An 18,955-nucleotide genomic window follows, 5' to 3' on the forward strand; every position below is an offset into this window, starting at 1 on the left:
CGCCCGTAGCGTGTCCCCGTAGCGGAGGCGACGGCGCACGGCGCGGAGGGCGGGCAGAGGGATGGCGGCGGAACGACTGGTGGTGGTCGGCGGGGACGCGGCGGGGATGTCCGCCGCCTCCCAGGCGCGGCGGCTCAAGGGCCCCCGGGAGCTGGAGATCGTCGCCTTCGAGCGCGGGCACTTCACCTCGTACTCGGCGTGCGGGATCCCGTACTGGATCGGCGGGCAGGTCGCCGAGCGGGACGACCTGGTCGCCCGCTCCCCCGAGGAGCACCGTGCCCGGGGCATCGACCTGCGCACCCGCACCGAGGTCGTGGAGCTGGACCTGCCGGGGCGCCGGGTGCGCGCCCGGGACCTGGACAGCGGCGCCGAGTCCTGGACGGGCTGGGACAAGCTGGTCCTGGCGACCGGCGCCCGGCCGGTCCGGCCCAGGCTGCCGGGGATCGGGGCCCACGGGGTGCACGGCGTCCAGTCCCTTGACGACGGGCAGCGCCTGATGGGCACCCTGGAGCGGACGGAGGGCCGCCGGGCGGTCGTGGTCGGCGCGGGCTACATCGGCGTGGAGATGGCGGAGGCCCTGGTCCGCCGGGGCTACGAGGTCACCGTCCTGCACCGGGGCCCGCAGCCGATGGCCACGCTCGACCCGGACATGGGCGGCCTGGTGCACTCCGCGATGAACGCCATGGGCATCGTCACGGTCTCCGGGGCCGAGGTGGTGGAGATCCTCACGGACGAGGAGGGCCGGGCCCGCGCGGTGGCCACGGCGGGCGGCGACGCGTACCCGGCGGACGTGGTGGTGCTCGGCATCGGCGTGGAGCCCCGTACCTCCCTGGCCCGCGCGGCGGGGCTGCCGCTCGGGGAGTCGGGGGGGCTGCTGACGGACCTGTCGATGCGGGTCCGGGGCCACGAGGACGTCTGGGCGGGCGGCGACTGCGTGGAGGTGCTGGACCTGGTGGCGGGCCGCGACCGGCACATCCCGCTGGGCACGCACGCGAACAAGCACGGCCAGGTCATCGGCTCGAACGCGGGCGGCGGCTACGCGACGTTCCCGGGCGTGGTCGGTACGGCGGTCAGCAAGGTCTGCGACCTGGAGATCGCCCGCACGGGGCTGCGCGAGAAGGACGCCCTGGCGGCGGGGCTGCGCTTCGTGACGGCCACGATCCGCTCGACGAACACCGCGGGCTACTACCCGGGGGCGCAGGAGATGACGGTGAAGATGCTGGCGGAGCGGCGGACCGGGCGGCTGCTGGGGGTCCAGATCGTGGGCGGGGCCGGGTCCGCGAAGCGGGTGGACGTCGCGGCGGTGGCCCTGACGGCGGGGATGACGGTGGAGCAGGTGGTGTCGCTGGACCTGGGCTACGCCCCGCCGTTCTCCCCCGTGTGGGACCCGGTCCTGGTGGCCGCGCGCAAGGCGGTCTCCGCGGTGCGGGCGGCGGGGGTGTAGCCCTGCGCGGCCCGTCGCCCTGGGGGCTCCGCCCCCAGCCCTCCTCCCCCCCAGCCACCGCTTGAGGCGCGGGCGCGGCAGCGCCGTGTGGTGAGCCGCGCCCGGCGATCGGGGGCGGGAACGGAGGGAGGGCGGGGCGGGGAGCAGCGCCGCAGGCACCTGCCCCCCGGGGCCCGGGCCTAGCGCGCGGTCTTGCGGTGGACGTAGTCCACCAGGCGGGTCAGGGCGTCGGGGTCCGTCGTCGGGAGGACGCCGTGGCCGAGGTTGAAGACGTGGCCCTCCAGGCCCGCCGCGGCCGCCAGGACCTCGTCCGTCTTGGCCTCGACGGCCTCCGGGGTGGAGAACAGGACGGCGGGGTCCAGGTTGCCCTGGAGCGCCTTGCCGGGGCCGACCCGGCGGGCGGCCTCGTCCAGCGCGACCCGGTAGTCGACGCCCACGACGTCCGCGCCGGCCTCGCCCATCAGGCCGAGCAGCTCGCCCGTGCCCACGCCGAAGTGGATGCGCGGGACGCCGTAGGAGGCGACGGACTCCAGCACCTTCGCCGACGCCGGCATCACCGAGCGGCGGTAGTCCGCCGGGGACAGGGCGCCGACCCAGGAGTCGAAGAGCTGGACCGCGGAGGCGCCGGCCTCGATCTGGACCTTCAGGAAGGCGGAGGTGATCTCCGCGAGGCGGTCCAGGAGGGAGGCCCACAGCTCCGGGTCCCCGTACATCAGGGCCTTGGTGTGCTCGTGGTTCTTGGACGGGCCGCCCTCGACGAGGTAGCTCGCGAGGGTGAACGGCGCGCCGGCGAATCCGATCAACGGCGTGCCGCCGAGTTCACCCGTGAGCATGCCGATCGCCTCGGTGACGTACGCGACGTCCTCCGGGGTGAGGTCGCGCAGCTGTGCGAGGTCCTCGCGGCGGCGGATGGGCTGGGCGACGACCGGACCGATGCCCGGCTTGATGTCGAGGTCGACGCCGATGGCCTTGAGGGGCACGACGATGTCGGAGAAGAAGATCGCCGCGTCGACGCCGTGCCGGCGCACCGGCTGCATGGTGATCTCGGTGACCAGGTCGGGGCGCATGCAGGACTCCAGCATGGCCGTGCCCTCGCGGACCTTGCGGTACTCGGGCAGTGAGCGGCCGGCCTGCCTCATGAACCACACCGGGGTGTGCGGGACCGGCTCGCGCCGGCAGGCCTTCAGGAAGGCGGAATCGTACGTCTGACTCGGCTGGCCCTGCGGGCTGGTAGTGGCGCTCACGCGGCAAATCTTCGCACGTACGAAGAAGTGCCCGACCCGGGGCGGGTGTCCCTGCGGCGCACGGGCGCCCGTTCCGCCTAGTCTTCCCGGCATGGCTGCGGCTCAGGGACGATTTTCAGATGGCGCTGACGGCGTGGACGGCGCGAAGGAGAGCTCGGTCCCGCTCCCGTTCCGACGGGCGGTCGACGGCTTGCGGAAGGCGCGGCTGCGGTCCGGGATCGAGATCGACCCCACGAAACCGCCGCAGCGGCTGGCACCGTACGCGTACGCGCTGGAGGCGGCGGTCGTGGACGGGGAGGACGACCTGGCCGACGGCCGACTGATCCTGCTCCACGACCCGGCCGGGCACGACGCCTGGCAGGGCACCTTCCGGCTGGTGACGCTGGTGCGGGCCGAGCTGGAGCCGGAGATGGCCGCGGACCCGCTGCTGCCGGAGGTCTGCTGGTCCTGGCTGACCGGGGCGCTGGAGGCGCGCGGGCTCGCCTACGGGGAGCCCGGCGGGACCGTGACGCGGGCCGGCTCGTACTACTTCGGCGGGCTGGGCGACCGGCCCCCGGCGACGCAGATCGAGATCAGGGCCTCGTGGACCCCCCGGGAGGGAGTGGGCGGGGTGCCGGACACCTCCGCGCACCTGGCGGCCTGGTGCGAGCTGCTGTGCCAGATCGCGGGGCTGCCGCCGGCGGGGCCGGCGGAGGGGGCGCCGGGCGTGGTGTCCCTGCCACAGCGGCGGGGGCCGCACCACCCGTAGCGGGCGGCGCGGCGGGCCGCCCCGAGGGGGCGGGCGGCGGGCGGACGGTGTCCGGCGGCGGGGACGATCGTTCTGGTTCGTGACGGAACGTCAAACCCGTGCGGTCATGGCGGGCTTCTGATCACCCCTTGATCGATCGTGCGTCCGAATTGCCCGAATTGTTACTCACCAAATCGTGATCATTCCCTAAAGCCGGGCGGGTGACGTGCCGAAGGAGTCAGTGACCATCCGCACGGTGCGCACCGGCTTCCTTCCCCGAGCCGGCCCGTCCCGCCACTCCCCCAGGAGGCCTAGGTGTCCGTTCTTCTCGAGCAGCCCGCAAGCCTGGTCGCCTACCGCCCGAACAAGCCGACGGCCATGGTCGTCGTGGCCGACCCGCGCGTCCGTTCCACCGTGACCCGCCATCTGTGGGCCCTCGGAGTCCGCGACGTGATCGAGGCGTCGTCCATCGCGGAGGCCCGCCCCCGCGTCGGCAGCCCGCGCGACATCTGCGTGGCCGACGTCCACCTGCCCGACGGTTCCGGTCTCACCCTGCTCTCCGAGACCCGCGCCGCCGGCTGGCCGAACGGCCTGGCCCTGTCCGCCGCCGATGACATCGGAGCCGTGCGCAACGCCCTCGCGGGCGGTGTGAAGGGCTACGTGGTCACCGGCACCCGCACCAACATCGGGCTCCCCACCCGGCCCGGCGCCGCCCCCATCGGTGCCGCCGCCGCCCGTATGCACCGCCGCCCCCCGGGTGCCCCGAGCCACCCGGGCGGCTACCGGGAGCTGTCCGGCCGCGAGGTCGAGGTCCTGCGCCTCGTCGCCGAGGGCCAGTCCAACAAGGCCATCGGCGTCTCGATGGGCCTGTCCGCCCTGACCGTCAAGTCCCACCTCGCCCGGATCGCCCGCAAGCTGGGCACGGGCGACCGGGCCGGGATGGTCGCCGTCGCACTCCGGACGGGGATCATCCACTGACCGCGCCCTGAGGCTCCGGGCCGGCGGCCGGCGAACCCGGCAGGGCCCGCGCCTCCCCCTCCGCGCCCGTCGACGGAACGTTCCGGCGACGGGCGCGTCGCATACACGGATACCCTTGACCGGTGACCGACGCCCAAGAGACCGCAGCACACCTGCGCACCACCACCGGGGGCGGCCCCCCGGACGAAGAGGTTTCGTCCGATGGGCTGCCGATTCCCTTGCTGGAGCCCCGCGAGGGCATCCCGCCCGTCGTGGCCGACGCCGCGGCGCTCGCCCGTGTCGTCGCGGCCTTCGCGGCGGGCACCGGACCCGTCGCCGTCGACGCCGAACGCGCCTCCGGCTACCGCTACGGACAGCGCGCCTACCTGGTGCAGCTGCGCCGCGAGGGCGCGGGCTCCGCGCTGGTCGACCCGGTCGGCTGCCCGGACCTCTCCGCCCTGGGCGGGGTCCTGTCCTCCACCGAGTGGATCCTGCACGCCGCCACCCAGGACCTGCCGTGCCTCCGTGAAATAGGCATGGCCCCCACCACCCTGTTCGACACGGAACTGGCGGGCCGCCTGGCCGGCTTCCCCCGCGTCGGACTCGGCGCGATGGTCGAGAGCGTGCTCGGCTACCAGCTGGAGAAGGGGCACTCCGCGGTCGACTGGTCCACCCGCCCGCTCCCCGAGCCCTGGCTGCGCTACGCCGCGCTGGACGTGGAGCTGCTGGTGGACCTGCGGGACGCGCTGGAGAAGGAGCTCGACCGGCAGGGCAAGCTGGAGTGGGCCCGCCAGGAGTTCGACTCCATCGCCTCCGCCCCGCCCGCCCCGCCGCGCAAGGACCCCTGGCGCCGCACCTCCGGCATGCACAAGGTGCGCCGCCGGCGGCAGATGGCCGTGGTGCGGGAGCTGTGGGAGGCCCGCGACCGCATCGCGCAGCGCCGCGACGTGTCCCCCGGCAAGGTGCTGGGCGACGCGGCGATCGTGGAGGCGGCCCTGGCCGTCCCCGCGAACGTGCACGCGCTGTCGGCCCTGCCCGGCTACGGGCAGCGGATGGGCCGGCGCCAGCTGGACCAGTGGATGGCCGCAGTGGAGCGGGCGAAGGCCCTGCCCGAGAGCGAGCTGCCGCAGCCCGGGGCGGCCCCGTCCGGGCCGCCGCCGCCGCGTTCCTGGGCCGACAAGGACCCGGCCGCCGCGGCGCGGCTGTCCGCGGCCCGCGCGGCCGTGTCGGCGCTGGCCGAGGGCCTGAACCTGCCCCAGGAGAACCTGATCACCCCGGACACCGTGCGCCGGCTGTGCTGGGAGCCTCCCCGCCGCGCCGACGCGGGCGCGGTGGCCGAAGCCCTGGCGGGCTACGGCGCCCGCCCGTGGCAGATCGAGCAGGTCACCCCGGCCCTGGTCGCGGCACTGGCGTCGGCCGCCTCCTGATCCGCGCGCCCCGAGAGCCCCCGTCCCTCCGCGGACGGGGGCTCTCGGCGTTCTCGGCGCGCTCCCCGCGGTGTGACCTTCGCCGCTGTTCGGGGAGGGGGTGTGCACATGAGTTACCCGCAAGTAGCATGGGCCGGGTGAGCGGGCGCTCAGTGAGAAGGAGCGCTCCGCCGCGCAGCAGTGCACACCCGCACCTGGAGGAGAGCCAACGTGCCTCGTACCGTCAGGGACGTCGTCTTCGTCGACGGCGTCCGCACCCCGTTCGGCAAGGCGGGCCCGAAGGGCATCTACCACGAGACCCGCGCCGACGACCTCGTCGTGAAGGCGATCCGGGAGCTGCTGCGCCGCAACCCGGACCTGGACCCCAAGAAGATCGACGAGGTCGCCATCGCCGCGACCACGCAGATCGGCGACCAGGGCCTGACGCTGGGCCGTACGGCCGGCATCCTCGCGGGCCTGCCGCAGTCGGTGCCGGGCTACTCCATCGACCGCATGTGCGCCGGCGCGCTGACCGCCGTGACCGCCGTCGCGGGCGGTGTGGCCTTCGGTGCGTACGACGTCGCCCTCGCCGGCGGTGTCGAGCACATGGGCCGCCACCCCATGGGCGAGGGCGTCGACCCGAACCCGCGCTTCGTCTCCGAGAAGCTGGTCGACGAGTCCGCCCTGTTCATGGGCATGACCGCCGAGAACCTGCACGACCGGTACCCGACGATCACCAAGCTCCGCGCCGACGAGTACGCCGTGCGCTCGCAGGAGAAGGCCGCCAAGGCGTACGCCGACGGCAAGATCCAGCAGGACCTGGTCCCGATCTCGGTGCGCAACACCAACGAGGCGGTCGGTGAGACGGGCTGGGGCCTGGTCACCTCCGACGAGCCGATGCGCCCGGGCACCACGCTGGAGAACCTGGCGAACCTGAAGACCCCGTTCCGTACGCACGGCCGGGTCACCGCGGGCAACGCCGCCGGTCTCAACGACGGTGCCACCGCCGCGATCATCGCGTCCGAGGACTTCGCCCGCGAGAACAACCTCCCGGTCAAGATGCGCCTCGTCTCCTACGCCTTCGCGGGCGTGGAGCCGGAGGTCATGGGCTACGGCCCGATCCCGGCCACGGAGAAGGCCCTCGCGCAGGCGGGCCTGTCCATCGAGGACATCGGTCTCTTCGAGATCAACGAGGCCTTCGCCGTGCAGGTGCTGGCCTTCCTGGAGCACTACGGCATCGCCGACGACGACGCCCGCGTGAACCAGTACGGCGGCGCGATCGCCTTCGGCCACCCGCTGGCCTCCTCCGGCGTCCGCCTGATGACGCAGCTGGCCCGCCAGTTCGAGGAGCAGCCGCACGTCCGCTACGGCCTGACCACCATGTGCGTCGGCTTCGGCATGGGCGCCACGGTCATCTGGGAGAACCCGAACTTCGACGCCGAGGGAGACTCCAAGTGAGCACCACCGCCGAGCTCCTGAAGGGCGCCGCCGAGCTGTTCCCGGACGAGGTCGTCACGTCCGCGCACGTCCGCCACCTGGACCTGCCGTTCGGCGCCGGGCGCTTCGCGCTCATCACGCTGGACAACGGCTTCGACCACACCAAGCCGACCACCTTCGGCCCGCAGTCGCTCGCCAACCTGAACGCGGCGATCGACCAGGTCGAGCAGGAGGCCACCGCCGGCACCATCGTCGGCGCGGGCATCACCGGCAAGCCGTTCATCTTCGCCGTCGGCGCCGACCTCAAGGGCGTCGAGCTGCTGAAGAAGCACGACGAGGCGCTCGCCATCGGCAAGGGCGGCCACGACGTCTTCAAGCGCCTCTCCGCGCTGGCCGTCCCCACCTTCGCGTACTACAACGGCGCGGCGATGGGCGGCGGTGTCGAGGTCGGCCTGCACTGCTCGTACCGCACCGTCTCGAAGGCCATCCCGGCCTTCTCCCTGCCCGAGGTCTTCCTCGGCCTGGTTCCGGGCTGGGGCGGCTGCGCCATCCTCCCGAACCTGATCGGCGCGGAGCGCGCGGTCTCGGTCATCATCGAGAACTCGCTCAACCAGAACCGCCAGCTCAAGGGCAAGCAGGTCTTCGAGCTCGGCATCGCCGACGCGATCTTCGAGGGCGCCGACTTCCTGGAGCAGTCCCTGATCTGGACCGCGAAGGTCCTGAAGGGCGACACCGAGGTCGTCCGCGCCGAGGTCGACCGCGGCGAGGCCTGGGACGCGGCCGTCGCCAAGGGCCGCGTCGTCGCGGACTCCAAGGTGCACGGCGCCGCTCCGGCCGCCTACCGCGCGCTGGAGATCATCGCCGCGGCCAAGGACGGCGACCTCCAGGCCGGCTTCGACGCCGAGGACAAGGCCCTCGCGGACCTGATCATGGGCGGCGAGCTGCGCTCGGGCATCTACGCCTTCAACCTGGTCCAGAAGCGCGGCAAGCGCCCGGCCGGCGCCCCGGACAAGTCCCTGGCCCGCCCGGTCACCAAGGTCGGCGTCGTCGGCGCGGGCCTGATGGCCTCGCAGCTGGCGCTGCTGTTCCTGCGCCGCCTGGAGGTGCCGGTGGTCCTCACCGACATCGACCAGGAGCGCGTGGACAAGGGTGTGGGCTACGTCCACGCCGAGATCCAGAAGCTCCTCGGCAAGGGCCGGATCAACCAGGACAAGGCGAACCGCCTGACCGCCCTGGTCACCGGTGTCCTGGACAAGGCCGAGGGCTTCGCGGACGCGGACTTCATCATCGAGGCCGTGTTCGAGGAGATGTCCGTCAAGCAGAAGGTGTTCGCGGAGGTCGAGGCGGTCGCCCCGGCGCACGCGATCCTCGCCACCAACACCTCCTCGCTGTCGGTGTCGGAGATGGCCTCCAAGCTCCAGCACCCGGAGCGCGTGGTCGGCTTCCACTTCTTCAACCCGGTCGCGATCCTCCCGCTGCTGGAGATCGTCCGCGGCGAGCAGACCGACGACGCCTCGCTGGCCACGGCCTTCGGCGTCGCCAAGAAGCTGAAGAAGACCGCGGTCCTGACGAAGGACGCCCCGGCGTTCGTCGTGAACCGCATCCTGACCCGCTTCATGGGCGAGATCCAGAACGTCATCGACGAGGGCACCCCGGTGGCCACCGCCGAGAAGGCCATCGAGCCGCTCGGCCTGCCGATGTCCCCGCTGGTGCTGCTGGAGCTCGTCGGCCCGGCGATCGGCCTGCACGTCTCCGAGACCCTGAACCGTTCCTTCCCGGAGCGCTTCACCGTCTCGCCGAACCTCAAGCGCGTGGTCGAGGCGGGCAAGCGGGGCTTCTACGTCTACTCCGCCGAGAACGGCTTCAAGCCGGAGCTGGACCCCGAGGTCGCCGCCCTCCTGGTGCAGGGCGACTCCGTCCTGACGGAGGAGCAGGTCCGCGACCGCGTCCTGGACGCGGTGGCGCAGGAGATCGGCCTGATGCTGGAGGAGGGTGTCGTGGCCGAGGCCCAGGACATCGACCTCTGCCTCATCACCGGTGCGGGCTGGCCCTTCCACCTGGGCGGCATCACCCCGTACCTGGACCGTGAGGGCGTCTCGGAGCGGGTGAACGGCAAGAAGTTCCTCGCCCCGGGTGTCGCCAGCGTCCCGGCGTAACCCGCGCAGACAAGAAGAGGGCCCCGTCCGCACCCGGTGCGGACGGGGCCCTCCCCGTTCGTCTCACCTGCGGCCGAGGCGGCCGCTCTTGACCAGGCGCTGGGCGGCCGGCGAGGCCGGGTTGATGGTCAGGGCCTGCCGGCCGGCCTGGCGGCGCAGGTCGTCGCCGTGCTTGCCGAGCTTCGCCGCGGTCTCCGCGATCCGCAGCCAGACCAGGGCGCGCCCGCTGTCCGCGGAGATCTGCATGGCCCGCTCGATCCGCCGCCTGGCCTGGTCGGTCTCCTTGCGGCGGATGTGGGCCTGGGCCATGCCGATGAGCAGGTCCAGGTTCTCCTGCTCGGCGAGCAGCCGGGCGCCGACCTCCAGGACGCCCCGGTCGTCCTTGGCCTCGACCAGCGAGGCGAAACCGTTCATCGTGACGTCGGTGACGGGCACCTCGTCCGGCTCCGTGCGCTCCCCGGCGCCGCGCAGGGTCCAGCCCAGGCCGCGGCGCCACTTCCAGGTGCGCGGGCCGGGCAGTTCCAGGCGGCTGCGGGTGCGCTCGTTGAAGTGCATGGACAGCTCGGGGCGGCCCTCCCACTGGTCGACGGCCCCCGCGACGTACTCCTCGGCCACCGGGCGCAGGAAGGCGTACCGCTTGGGCTGCATGCAGTAGCCGACGGCCTGGACGTACGGGGTGACCTCGGCCCGGACGTGCTCGGCGTCCAGGATCCGGTCGGCCGGCGCTGCGGTCGGCACGTCCAGGTCGGGGACCAGGGCGTGGGTGAGGGTGGCGGGGATGCGGTTGCTGTTGGCGTAGGGCCGCATGCGCCGGATGACCTCCAGCGCGCCGATCTGGGCGACGGGGATCCCGAAGAGGGTGCGGGCGGTGAACAGGCCGGTGGAGAAGCAGCCGATCACCTGGCGTGGGCGCAGGTAGGCGAAGACGGTCTCGGCGAGGACCGGGACGTCCAGGACGAGGAAGGGGACGCCCGCCTCGCGGGCGGCCTCGGCGAGGGTGTCGGAGAGGCTGGAGGGGGCGCTGGGGTGCGGTTTGAAGACGACGGAGGTGTGGCCGAGCCGTACCGCGTGCTCGAACATGCGCCGGTGCAGCTCCTCCTCTTCCTCCTCGGTGAGGATGCCCAGCGGGGAGAGGTACTGGCCGAGGAGGAGCGCGGTCTGCGGTCCCTGTTCGACGAGCTGCGGCGGGACCACCCGGTCGAGGATCGGGCGGCACTCCTCGGTGAGCTCCGCCACCAGGTCGAGGACGGCGCCGGTGTGGACGGGCTGCGAGGGGATCCCGTACTCGGTGAGGAGCATGGGGAGCAGGGTGGGGATCAGGTCGAGGTAGAGGACCCGGTCGATCCTGCCGTGGATGGGGCGGGGCAGGTCGTTGCGGGTGGGTCCGTAGCTCATGACCCCGTCGGCGTACACGGCGAGGGTGGCGTCGGAGAAGATCTTGCACAGGGTCTGGGCGGGCTTGACCTGGATGGACTCGACGACGAGCTCCAGGGGGCCGGGCCGGATCCCCATCTTCTCCCCCATCACGGTGCGCCAGAGGGGGGCGTCCTCGTCGCGGGGGGCCCACAGCGACGGGTGGAAGGGGTAGATGAGGTCGTTCCAGTAGACGACCCGGTGGAAGCGCGCGAGGACGGCGGCGGCGCCGGGCATCCGGTGCAGCGGGGTGGCGACCTCGGGGATGTCGACGTTGTTGCACACGAGCAGGATCCGCTCGCGGTCGTCCCGGCCGAGCTGGCCGGCGTCGATGGCGGCGGCCACCGTCATGGCCCCGTAGAGGGTGGAGGCGGCGAATACGCGGGTCATCGGGCGGCGGCACCCGGGTGCTGGGACAGCAGTGCTCTGAGCTTGTTCACGCGTGCGGAGTCCATTCCTGCCAGGGTCCCCTCCAGGATGTCCTGGGGAAGGTCGAAGAGGGTCTGCGCGCTGCGTTCCCACAGCAGGCCCCGGGTGAGTTCGTCGTAGTCGCCGGCGCGGTCCATGTGAATGACGACGAGTGCGCACAGAGTTCGCATGGCCTTGAACGAGAGTTCATATCCGCGCGGGTGGTGGGCGAGTTCGTCGAAAACCAGCCGGAAGGCGGGAAGGAAGTCCAGCTGCCGTTCGTCGGGGATCTTGGTGAGTGAAGTGGACACATCACGGCGGTAGAAGACGCCGTGGAGGTCGACCACTCCGAAGGAGCGCATCCGCAGGTGCAGCTGGTAGAACCAGTGCCGGTCCTCGGCGGTCCGCAGGGTCTCCTCGAAGAACAGCGCTCCCGCCTCGCGGAGCCGCTCGCGGTCGTAGATGCCGGCCCAGACCGAGGGGTAGTCGATGAAGGTGGAGGCGTCCACCGGCCCCATGTAGTCCAGGGGATTCAGCGGAAGGGCCCGCGGGGCGAGCGGGGGCATGACGATCTTCCGTTTCCTGCCGTAGACCCGGACATGGCCGGTGCGCAGGAAATCGACTCCCGACTGGCCCATCCAGCCCACGAGTTGCCCAAGATATCCGGGGGCGTACCAGTCGTCGCCGTCGAGAAAAGTGAAAAAGCGGCCGCGGGCCGCGGCGAGGCCGATGTTCCGGGTGGCCGATATCCCCATGTTCCGCTCGTTGCGGATGAGTACGGCACCGGGAATCGCCGGTATCATCTCCCGCAGGATCTCTGATGTCCCGTCAACGGACGCGTCGTCCACCACGATGAACTCGAAGTCCTCCCGGGCATTCAGGGCCAGGGACTTCAGCGTCGTCCGGCAGAAGTCGCGGACGTCACACATCGCGACGATCACCGAAAGGGTCACCATCGTCGGCACTCACCTTCTCCCCATTCACCGACACCCGGCCATCATGTCAGAGCACCGGGGAGAACCCGAACGGCGCTTGGGGTGTGACCTACAACTCCCCCGTCCTTCGAGGCCTATTCGTGACACATAAGGCTCAGGTGAGGATGTAAGGTCTAACGGGCCGCGCGGCCGTCCCGCCCGAGCCGCGCCCGGCTGCGGGCACGCCGACAGCAGTCGGGCACCGCCGACCGACCGGGAATCCATCCAGTGCGCATCCACGTGCTCGCAGACTCCGACACCCGCTGGAAATGGGGTGCGGGGCTGGCGGTGGGTCTGGCACCGGGCAGCGAGGTACACGCGCACATGCTGCGCGGCCGGAGCACTCCGACCGCGCGCCAGCTGGCGGAGGTCGGCATCACCCCCTCCTCGATCACCGAGGCCACGCTCGCCGAGTTCGCGGCGGCCCCCGCCCTCGCCGCGGCGGACGTGATCATCCTGGGCACGGTCGGCGGCGCCACCCACGCGGCCCTGCACGCGCTGGCCCGCCGCTTCGCCGGCGCCCTGCACCGGCCGGTCCTGATGACCGGTTACGTCGGCGTCGTCTACGAGAAGATGGCCGACGGCCTCCTGCTGCGCGCGGGCGCCGATATCGTCCTCGCCAACAGCCCTTTCGACCGGCGCCGCTTCACCGAGGTGTACGAACCCCTCGGAATTCCCGCGTCCAGCATCGTGCAGACGGCGCTCCCCTTTCTCGACCAGCGCCCCTACGACCCGAACCGGACCTTCGCCGAACACCCTTATACGGTGTGCTTCGCCGTCCAGCCCTCGGTACCCGCCGACCGCAACGGCCGGATGTACATGCTGCGCCGCGCGATATCCCACGCACGACTGCGCCCGGGGCGCGACGTCCTCGTCAAACTCCGCAGCAGACCCGGTGAGGCGACCACCCATGTGGAGGCGTACCACTACCAGGTCCTGGCGGAACAGCTGGACGAACCGCTCCCGCCCAATCTGCATTTCGTGTACGGCAACATGTCGCAGACCCTCGACCGTACCGATCTCCTGGTGACGGTCAGTTCCACGGCCGCCCTCGAATCGATGCACCGGGGAATGCCCACCGCCATTCTGAGCGATCTCGGCGTCCGCGAGGTGCACGGCAACCATTACTTCACCGGTTCCGGCTGCGTCACCGACTGGACCGCCATAGACGAGGGCGCGGCCCCGCTCGCCCACGAATCCTGGACGGTCGACCAGGGAATCCGCTCCACCGACCCCTTCGGCGAACTCCGCCGGCGGATCCTCGAATTGCGCAGCCGTCCGCTGCCGCCGGTCACCCCGTACTACACGGCCGACAGCGCGCCCGAATACGTCGGCACGCTGCTGCGCCGCCGGGGCCTGAACCCCGACGGCTCCCCCGGCCCGGGGGCCGCCGCGGCCCGCTCCCGCGGCCCGATGAAGCGCACTTCGCGGCGCGTGCTCAAGGTCGCCTACCAGTTCGGGGTCCAGCGCGTGGCCCCGAAGATCCAGCAGTGGGGCGGCGTATGAGCGCCCCCACCCCCATCCAGGAGAGCAGCCCCGTGAACGTCACCGCCGTCATACCCGCCCGGGGCGGCTCCAAGGGCATCCCCGGCAAGAACGTCGCCGACGTCGGCGGCGTCCCGCTCGTGGCGCGCGCCGTCCGGGCCTGCCTGGGCGCCGCCCACGTGACCCGCGTCGCCGTCTCCACCGACGACGCGGCGATCGCCCGGGCCGCCCGGGAGGCCGGCGCCGAGGTGGTGGAGCGCCCGGCCGAGCTGGGCTCGGACCGTGCCTCCAGCGAGTCCGCGCTGCTGCACGCGCTGGACGTGCTGGAGGAACGTCACGCCGAGGCCGTGGACGTCCTGGTCTTCGTCCAGTGCACCAGCCCGTTCACCACGGCCGAGGAGGTGGACGACACCGTGCTGGCCGTCGTCCGCGACGGGGCCGACTCCGCCTTCACCGCCGTGCCCTTCCACGGCTTCCTGTGGACCGCCGACCCCGGCGCCGGCCCCGGCCACCGGGCACGGGGCGTCAACCACGACAGCGCGGTCCGCCTGCGCCGCCAGGACCGTACGCCCGAGTACCTGGAGTCGGGAGCCGTCTACGCCATGCGCGCCGACGGCTTCCGCAGCAGCGGCCACCGCTTCTTCGGCCGGACCCAGCTCGTCCCCACGGCGCCCGAGCGGGCCATCGAGCTCGACGAGCCCGGCGACCTCGACCGGGCCCGTGCCCTGGCCCCGCTCCTGGACGCCCCCCAGACTTCGGCGACCCCGTCGCCGCGACCCCAGCAGTACCCCGGAAAGGAACTCTGAACAGTGGTGCACAGCAACCGGATCCGCCGGATCGGGAACAGGGAAGTCGGCGCCGGCCGGCCCGCCTACGTGATCGGTGAGATCGGGATCAACCACAACGGTGAGCTGGCGAACGCCCTCGCCCTCATCGACGCGGCCGCCGACGCGGGCTGTGACGCGGTGAAGTTCCAGAAGCGCACGCCCGAGATATGCACCCCGCGCGACCAGTGGGACATCGAGCGGGACACCCCGTGGGGCCGGATGACCTACATCGACTACCGCCACCGCGTGGAGTTCGGCGAGGACGAGTACCGGGCCATCGACGAGCACTGCGCCAAGCGCGGCATCGACTGGTTCGCCTCCCCGTGGGACACCGAGGCCGTCACCTTCCTGGAGAAGTTCGACGTGCCCGCCCACAAGGTGGCCTCCGCCTCCCTGACCGACGACGAGCTCCTCCTGGCCCTGCGCGCCACGGGCAAGACGGTCATCCTGTCCACCGGCATGTCCACCCCGCAGCAGATCCGGCACGCCGTCGAGGTGCTCGGCAGCGAGAACATCATCCTGCTGCACGCCACCTCCACCTACCCGGCCAAGGCCGAGGAGCTGAACCTGCGGGTGATCAACACCCTGGAGGCGGCCTACCCCAACGTGCCCGTGGGCTACTCGGGGCACGAGACGGGCCTGCAGACCACCGTGGCCGCCGTCGCCATGGGCGCCTGCGCCGTCGAGCGTCACATCACCCTCGACCGCGCCATGTGGGGCTCCGACCAGGCCGCCTCCGTCGAGCCCGGCGGCCTCGCCCGCCTCGTGCGCGACATCCGCACCATCGAGACCGCCCTCGGCGACGGCGTCAAGAAGGTCTACGACTCCGAGCTCGGCCCCATGAAGAAGCTCCGCCGCGTCCAGGGCGCCCTGTCCGCCGAGGGCGTGACGGCCTCGGCATGAGCGACACCCTCGCCCTGGTGGAGAGCCCGGCTCAACTACTGAATGTCCTGGAGTGGGCCCACGCCCACCCGGGCGAGGCAGCGTCCCTCACCATCGCCGTGCTCCAGCCGGTGGACCCGCGCTCGCGCGCGCAGGTCCGCCGGCTGTGCCGGTACGCCTCGCAGGCCAAGGTGGCCTGGCGGCGCTACGAGGTCCGCGCCGGCTACCTGGGGCGGGCCGGCGAACTGGTCCGCCTCGGCCGGGCGGTCGCCGCGGCCCGGCGCCTGGTGATCGGGGACCTGTTCTCCCGCACCATCCAGCTGCTGCTGCCGCGCTCCCGGGCCCGCGAGGTGGTCGTCGTCGACGACGGCACCGCCACCACCGAGCTGGTGGCCCTGCTGACGAGCGGGCAGCAGCTGACCCGCTGGCACCAGGGGGACGTCAAGTCCTCCAAGGGCGGCCCCGTCAACCGGTGGCTGGCCCGGGAGGAGCTGGAGCGGTCCGTCTTCTTCACCTGCATGCCGGTGGCGGCCCCGCCGGGCGCCGAGGTGCGGCCGAACGAGTACGCCTGGAGCCGGGCCACCTTCGGCCCGGCGCGGCCCCGGCCCGGCGCGGACCTGGCGGGCAGCTCCCTGGTGGAGACCGGGGTCATCGACGAGGACCGCTACATCGACGCCGTCGGCTGGATCGCCCGCAGCCGGGCGGCCGGACGCTATCTGGCGCACCGCCGGGAGAGCCCGGCCAAGCTGGAGCGGATCGCCGGGCTGACGGGGATGGAGATCGTCCACCCCGAGCTGCCGCTGGAGCTGACCGCGCTGACCGAACCCATCGGGCTGTCCCTGCTGACCTTCGCGTCGACCATCGCCTACACCCTCCCGATCGTGCTGCGCGGTGCGCCGGTACGGGTGGAGCTGTGCGAGATCGACGACGCCTGGATCACCCCGGACACGGCGGCCCGCTCGGTGGACTTCCTGCGGCGCATCTCCAGCCTGGCGATCGCCCGCCACGGCCTGGCCAGCATCCCGCCGCAGGGGCGGCGGTGGACGGGGGGCCGGTCAGAAGCGCTGCCAGCGGCCCAGTGAAAGGCCGGAGCTGTCCTTCTGACGGTTCACCAGCAGTTCGCCGCGGGCGCTGATCGAGGCGATGACGACCAGTCCGCGGGCGTCGACGGCGAGGGCCGGGGACTCCAGGCACTCCTCGCCGATCTCGGTCCACCACAGCCCCGCCGCCTCGTGCTCCGTCGGGTAGGCGGCGAGGACGGTGCGGCCGCCCACGGCCCGGTGGGCCAGCACCGTGCAGTCGTACCCGTCGACCAGCGCCCGGACGGCGGCCACCGCCCCGTAGGCGGGTCCGCCGCCCAGGGCCATCACCCCGGCGCCCTCGCGGTGGGCGAAGACCCCGCTCCCGTCGGCCGCGTGCCAGAAGTGGGTGACGCGTCCCGGAGCGGTCTCCAGGGCGCGCACCGACCCGTCAAGGGCGAGGTACGGGACGTCCTCGCCCCTCTCCAGGGGGCCGCCCGGCCCGCTCTGGGCCCAGAAGGAGAGCCCCTTCTCGCCCGGGGCGGCGAACCATATCCGGCCGTCGGCGGTGGAGGAGGCGCAGCAGCCCTCGAAGGTCATGCTGCCCCGCAGGTCCTGCCACGCGGCCCAGTTGCCCTTCTCGTCCTGGCGCTTGACGTGGATGCCGCGCCCGTTGTTGCGGACGAAGACGTGGGGCGTGCCCTGGGCGTCCACCGTCACGGCCGGCGGACCGCCGCGCAGCGACATCTCGACGTTGTGGTAGAGGGTGCCGAGGGAGTCCCAGGGGCCCATCGGGCGGCCGCTCTGGTACTGCACGGCGTGGTGGTAGGTGAGGGTCTCGGCGCCGTCGCCGCCCTCGGCGCGGGCCCGGCGCCGGCCCGCGAAGTGGGCGTATCCGTCGGGGCCCTGACCCACCGAGAGGTCGGTCAGCCCGTCGGCGGGGAAGAGGTCGGGGCCGCTCCAGTCGGGGCCGCCGGGGACGCGCTCGGTCCAGCGGAGCAGACCGCCCTCGGCGCGCGCGTAGGCGGTGAGCCGTCCGTCCTTGCCGGCGAGGACCCAGCGTCCGGCCACGGGTCCCAGGGCCACGGAGTTCCAGTCGCGGGCGCCGGCGCCGCCGGGCCCCGAGGGGCGTCCGGGGGATTTGTTCGGACTGCGTCTGGATCGCGTCGCCATGGACCGCAAGCAACCCTTCCCCCGCACGATTCGAACAGAATCAGGATACCCCGGGGGTCGTCCGGCGGGCCGCTGCGTCTATGTTGGAGCCCGCGCTCCCCCGCCGCACTCCCCCCGCCACCCGTTCGGAAGGACCGGTCCCCGGGCATGACTTCAGACGCCACCGCCACCGCCACGACCACGCCGGAGCAGGCGCCGGAGCAGGCCCCGACCCGTTCGCGCGCGAGCCGGATCCGCCGGGGTCTGGCCTGGACGGCGGCCGCCCTGGTCCTCGGCTCGGCCGGAGCGGGCTGGTGGGTCTACAGCCACCTCGAGGGGAACATCGACAGCGTCGACCTGGACCGGGCCATCGGTACGGACAACCGGCCGCCCAAGGTGGTGGAGAAGGCCCAGAACATCCTGGTGCTCGGCTCCGACTCGCGGGCCGGGGCCAACGGCGAGCTCGACCACGGCAACGTCAGCGGGGCGCGCTCCGACACGGCGATGCTGGTGCACATACCCGAGGGCCGGTCCCGGGCCACCGCGGTGAGCATCCCCCGCGACACCCTGATCACCCGGCCCGAGTGCAAGGACCAGGACGGGAAGACCGTCCCGGAGGCGAACCGGGTCATGTTCAACTCCGTCTACTCGGTGGCCGGACCGGCCTGTGTGGTCAAGACCGTCGAGCAGCTGTCGGGCATCCGCGTCGACCACTTCGTCGAGGTGGACTTCGCCGGCTTCAAGGGCCTGGTGGACGCCCTCGGCGGGGTCACCGTCACCCTCGACCAGCCGATGACGGGCGCGAAGGGCGGCCTGAAGCTCGACGCGGGCACGCACCGGCTGAACGGCACGGACGCGCTGAAGTTCGTCCGCACCCGCTACGGCTACGGCGACGGCAGCGACCTCGGACGCATAGGCCTCCAGCAGCAGTTCATGCTCGCGATGCTCTCCGAGGTCAAGAAGCAGGACGCCCTCGGCAACCCGGCCCGGCTCTACAAGCTCGCCGACGCCGGCACCAAGTCCCTGACCACCGACTCCGACCTGGCCTCGCTCAGCGCGCTGGCCGACTTCGCGCAGAGCATGAAGGGCGTGGACCCGTCCACGATGGAGACCATCATGCTGCCGGTGGCCTACGACAAGGTGGACCCGAACCGGGTCGTGATCGCACAGGAGCAGGCCTCCCTGCTGTGGGAGGCCCTGCGCACCGACCAGAAGGTGCCCGCCTCGGCGAAGGACTCCCCCGCCAAGGGCGGCTCGGGCGCCAGGTCCAAGTCCCCGGCGCCCTCGCCGTCCCCGTCGGCCCAGCAGTAGGCGCTGCGGCCGGACGCCCCTAGGGCCTGTGTGATGTCGTGATCAGTTCCTGGGTTCTGCCCTCGTCGCGAGGTGGAACCCGGTAGGACTGTGGCCGTGACACGCAGGCAACT

Annotated in this window: 15 protein-coding genes; 11 read left to right on the top strand and 4 right to left on the bottom strand. The window is 72.5% G+C overall.

Translation table 11 applies throughout. The features are described from left to right. Positions 1 to 61: 61 nt before the first annotated feature. Positions 62 to 1,444 (top strand): FAD-dependent oxidoreductase, encoded by a 1,383-nt coding sequence (locus tag AB0469_RS33885; RefSeq protein ID WP_366455321.1) that lies wholly within the window; start codon positions 62 to 64, stop codon positions 1,442 to 1,444. A 179-nt stretch (positions 1,445 to 1,623) separates the two neighbouring features. On the opposite strand, the gene hemE is transcribed toward AB0469_RS33885, so the two are convergent. Further along, positions 1,624 to 2,688 (bottom strand): uroporphyrinogen decarboxylase, encoded by a 1,065-nt coding sequence (gene hemE, locus AB0469_RS33890; RefSeq protein WP_366455322.1) that lies wholly within the window; start codon positions 2,686 to 2,688, stop codon positions 1,624 to 1,626. Between the two features lie 91 nt (positions 2,689 to 2,779). On the opposite strand from hemE, the gene AB0469_RS33895 reads away from it, so the two are divergent. From AB0469_RS33895 to AB0469_RS33915, 5 genes are all read left to right on the top strand, one after another. Then, entirely contained in the window at positions 2,780 to 3,436 is a 657-nt protein-coding gene (locus AB0469_RS33895) for a DUF3000 domain-containing protein (protein ID WP_366455323.1), read from the top strand. Positions 3,437 to 3,730: 294 nt separating this feature from the next. After that, positions 3,731 to 4,393, top strand: a complete 663-nt coding sequence (locus AB0469_RS33900; RefSeq protein WP_007267191.1) for a response regulator transcription factor — start codon at positions 3,731 to 3,733, stop codon at positions 4,391 to 4,393. A 122-nt stretch (positions 4,394 to 4,515) separates the two neighbouring features. Continuing rightward, positions 4,516 to 5,799, top strand: coding sequence for a ribonuclease D (locus AB0469_RS33905; protein WP_366455324.1), 1,284 nt, complete (start codon positions 4,516 to 4,518; stop codon positions 5,797 to 5,799). A gap of 210 nt (positions 5,800 to 6,009) precedes the next feature. Then, positions 6,010 to 7,236: an acetyl-CoA C-acyltransferase gene (locus tag AB0469_RS33910; protein ID WP_362061689.1), complete on the top strand. Its 1,227-nt coding sequence runs from the start codon at positions 6,010 to 6,012 to the stop codon at positions 7,234 to 7,236. Beyond that, positions 7,233 to 9,371, top strand: coding sequence for a 3-hydroxyacyl-CoA dehydrogenase NAD-binding domain-containing protein (locus tag AB0469_RS33915; protein ID WP_366455325.1), 2,139 nt, complete (start codon positions 7,233 to 7,235; stop codon positions 9,369 to 9,371). The genes AB0469_RS33910 and AB0469_RS33915 overlap by 4 nt, the downstream gene beginning before the upstream one ends. Positions 9,372 to 9,434: 63 nt before the next feature. On the opposite strand, the gene AB0469_RS33920 is transcribed toward AB0469_RS33915, so the two are convergent. Next, positions 9,435 to 11,174: a polysialyltransferase family glycosyltransferase gene (locus AB0469_RS33920; RefSeq protein WP_366455326.1), complete on the bottom strand. Its 1,740-nt coding sequence runs from the start codon at positions 11,172 to 11,174 to the stop codon at positions 9,435 to 9,437. Continuing rightward, complete coding sequence (locus AB0469_RS33925) at positions 11,171 to 12,148, bottom strand: glycosyltransferase family 2 protein (RefSeq protein WP_366455327.1); 978 nt, start codon at positions 12,146 to 12,148, stop codon at positions 11,171 to 11,173. The genes AB0469_RS33920 and AB0469_RS33925 overlap by 4 nt, the downstream gene beginning before the upstream one ends. Before the next feature lie 246 nt (positions 12,149 to 12,394). On the opposite strand from AB0469_RS33925, the gene AB0469_RS33930 reads away from it, so the two are divergent. Genes AB0469_RS33930 through AB0469_RS33945 form a run of 4 tightly spaced genes read left to right on the top strand, consistent with a single transcriptional unit; the run spans position 12,395 to position 16,442 of the window. Further along, positions 12,395 to 13,672, top strand: a complete 1,278-nt coding sequence (locus AB0469_RS33930) for a DUF6716 putative glycosyltransferase (RefSeq protein WP_366455328.1) — start codon at positions 12,395 to 12,397, stop codon at positions 13,670 to 13,672. Further along, a complete protein-coding gene (locus AB0469_RS33935) occupies positions 13,669 to 14,457 on the top strand; it encodes an acylneuraminate cytidylyltransferase family protein (RefSeq protein ID WP_366455329.1) in 789 nt (262 codons plus the stop codon). The genes AB0469_RS33930 and AB0469_RS33935 overlap by 4 nt, the downstream gene beginning before the upstream one ends. 6 nt (positions 14,458 to 14,463) lie before the next feature. Next, on the top strand, positions 14,464 to 15,381 hold the full coding sequence (locus AB0469_RS33940; protein ID WP_366455337.1) for an N-acetylneuraminate synthase family protein: 918 nt from the start codon (positions 14,464 to 14,466) through the stop codon (positions 15,379 to 15,381). Further along, positions 15,378 to 16,442: a hypothetical protein gene (locus AB0469_RS33945; protein ID WP_366455330.1), complete on the top strand. Its 1,065-nt coding sequence runs from the start codon at positions 15,378 to 15,380 to the stop codon at positions 16,440 to 16,442. The genes AB0469_RS33940 and AB0469_RS33945 overlap by 4 nt, the downstream gene beginning before the upstream one ends. Here AB0469_RS33945 and AB0469_RS33950 read toward each other — a convergent pair. After that, complete coding sequence (locus AB0469_RS33950) at positions 16,416 to 17,552, bottom strand: hypothetical protein (protein ID WP_366455331.1); 1,137 nt, start codon at positions 17,550 to 17,552, stop codon at positions 16,416 to 16,418. The two genes, AB0469_RS33945 and AB0469_RS33950, sit on opposite strands and share 27 nt — an antisense overlap. A 147-nt stretch (positions 17,553 to 17,699) precedes the next feature. Between AB0469_RS33950 and AB0469_RS33955 the strand changes: the two genes are divergently transcribed. After that, complete coding sequence (locus AB0469_RS33955; protein ID WP_366455332.1) at positions 17,700 to 18,842, top strand: LCP family protein; 1,143 nt, start codon at positions 17,700 to 17,702, stop codon at positions 18,840 to 18,842. Positions 18,843 to 18,955: the final 113 nt, after the last annotated feature.

This window comes from Streptomyces sp. NPDC093801 (assembly GCF_040701585.1).
Classification (GTDB): domain Bacteria; phylum Actinomycetota; class Actinomycetes; order Streptomycetales; family Streptomycetaceae; genus Streptomyces.

Excerpts from the sequence above, each read along its gene's own strand:
- AB0469_RS33885 (WP_366455321.1), top strand. The coding sequence starts at position 62 with ATGGCGGCGGAACGACTGGTGGTGGTCGGCGGGGACGCGGCGGGGATG.
- AB0469_RS33895 (WP_366455323.1), top strand. The coding sequence starts at position 2,780 with ATGGCTGCGGCTCAGGGACGATTTTCAGATGGCGCTGACGGCGTGGAC.
- AB0469_RS33920 (WP_366455326.1), bottom strand. The coding sequence starts at position 11,174 with ATGACCCGCGTATTCGCCGCCTCCACCCTCTACGGGGCCATGACGGTG.
- AB0469_RS33925 (WP_366455327.1), bottom strand. The coding sequence starts at position 12,148 with ATGGTGACCCTTTCGGTGATCGTCGCGATGTGTGACGTCCGCGACTTC.
- AB0469_RS33935 (WP_366455329.1), top strand. The coding sequence starts at position 13,669 with ATGAGCGCCCCCACCCCCATCCAGGAGAGCAGCCCCGTGAACGTCACC.
- AB0469_RS33945 (WP_366455330.1), top strand. The coding sequence starts at position 15,378 with ATGAGCGACACCCTCGCCCTGGTGGAGAGCCCGGCTCAACTACTGAAT.
- AB0469_RS33950 (WP_366455331.1), bottom strand. The coding sequence starts at position 17,552 with ATGGCGACGCGATCCAGACGCAGTCCGAACAAATCCCCCGGACGCCCC.
- AB0469_RS33955 (WP_366455332.1), top strand. The coding sequence starts at position 17,700 with ATGACTTCAGACGCCACCGCCACCGCCACGACCACGCCGGAGCAGGCG.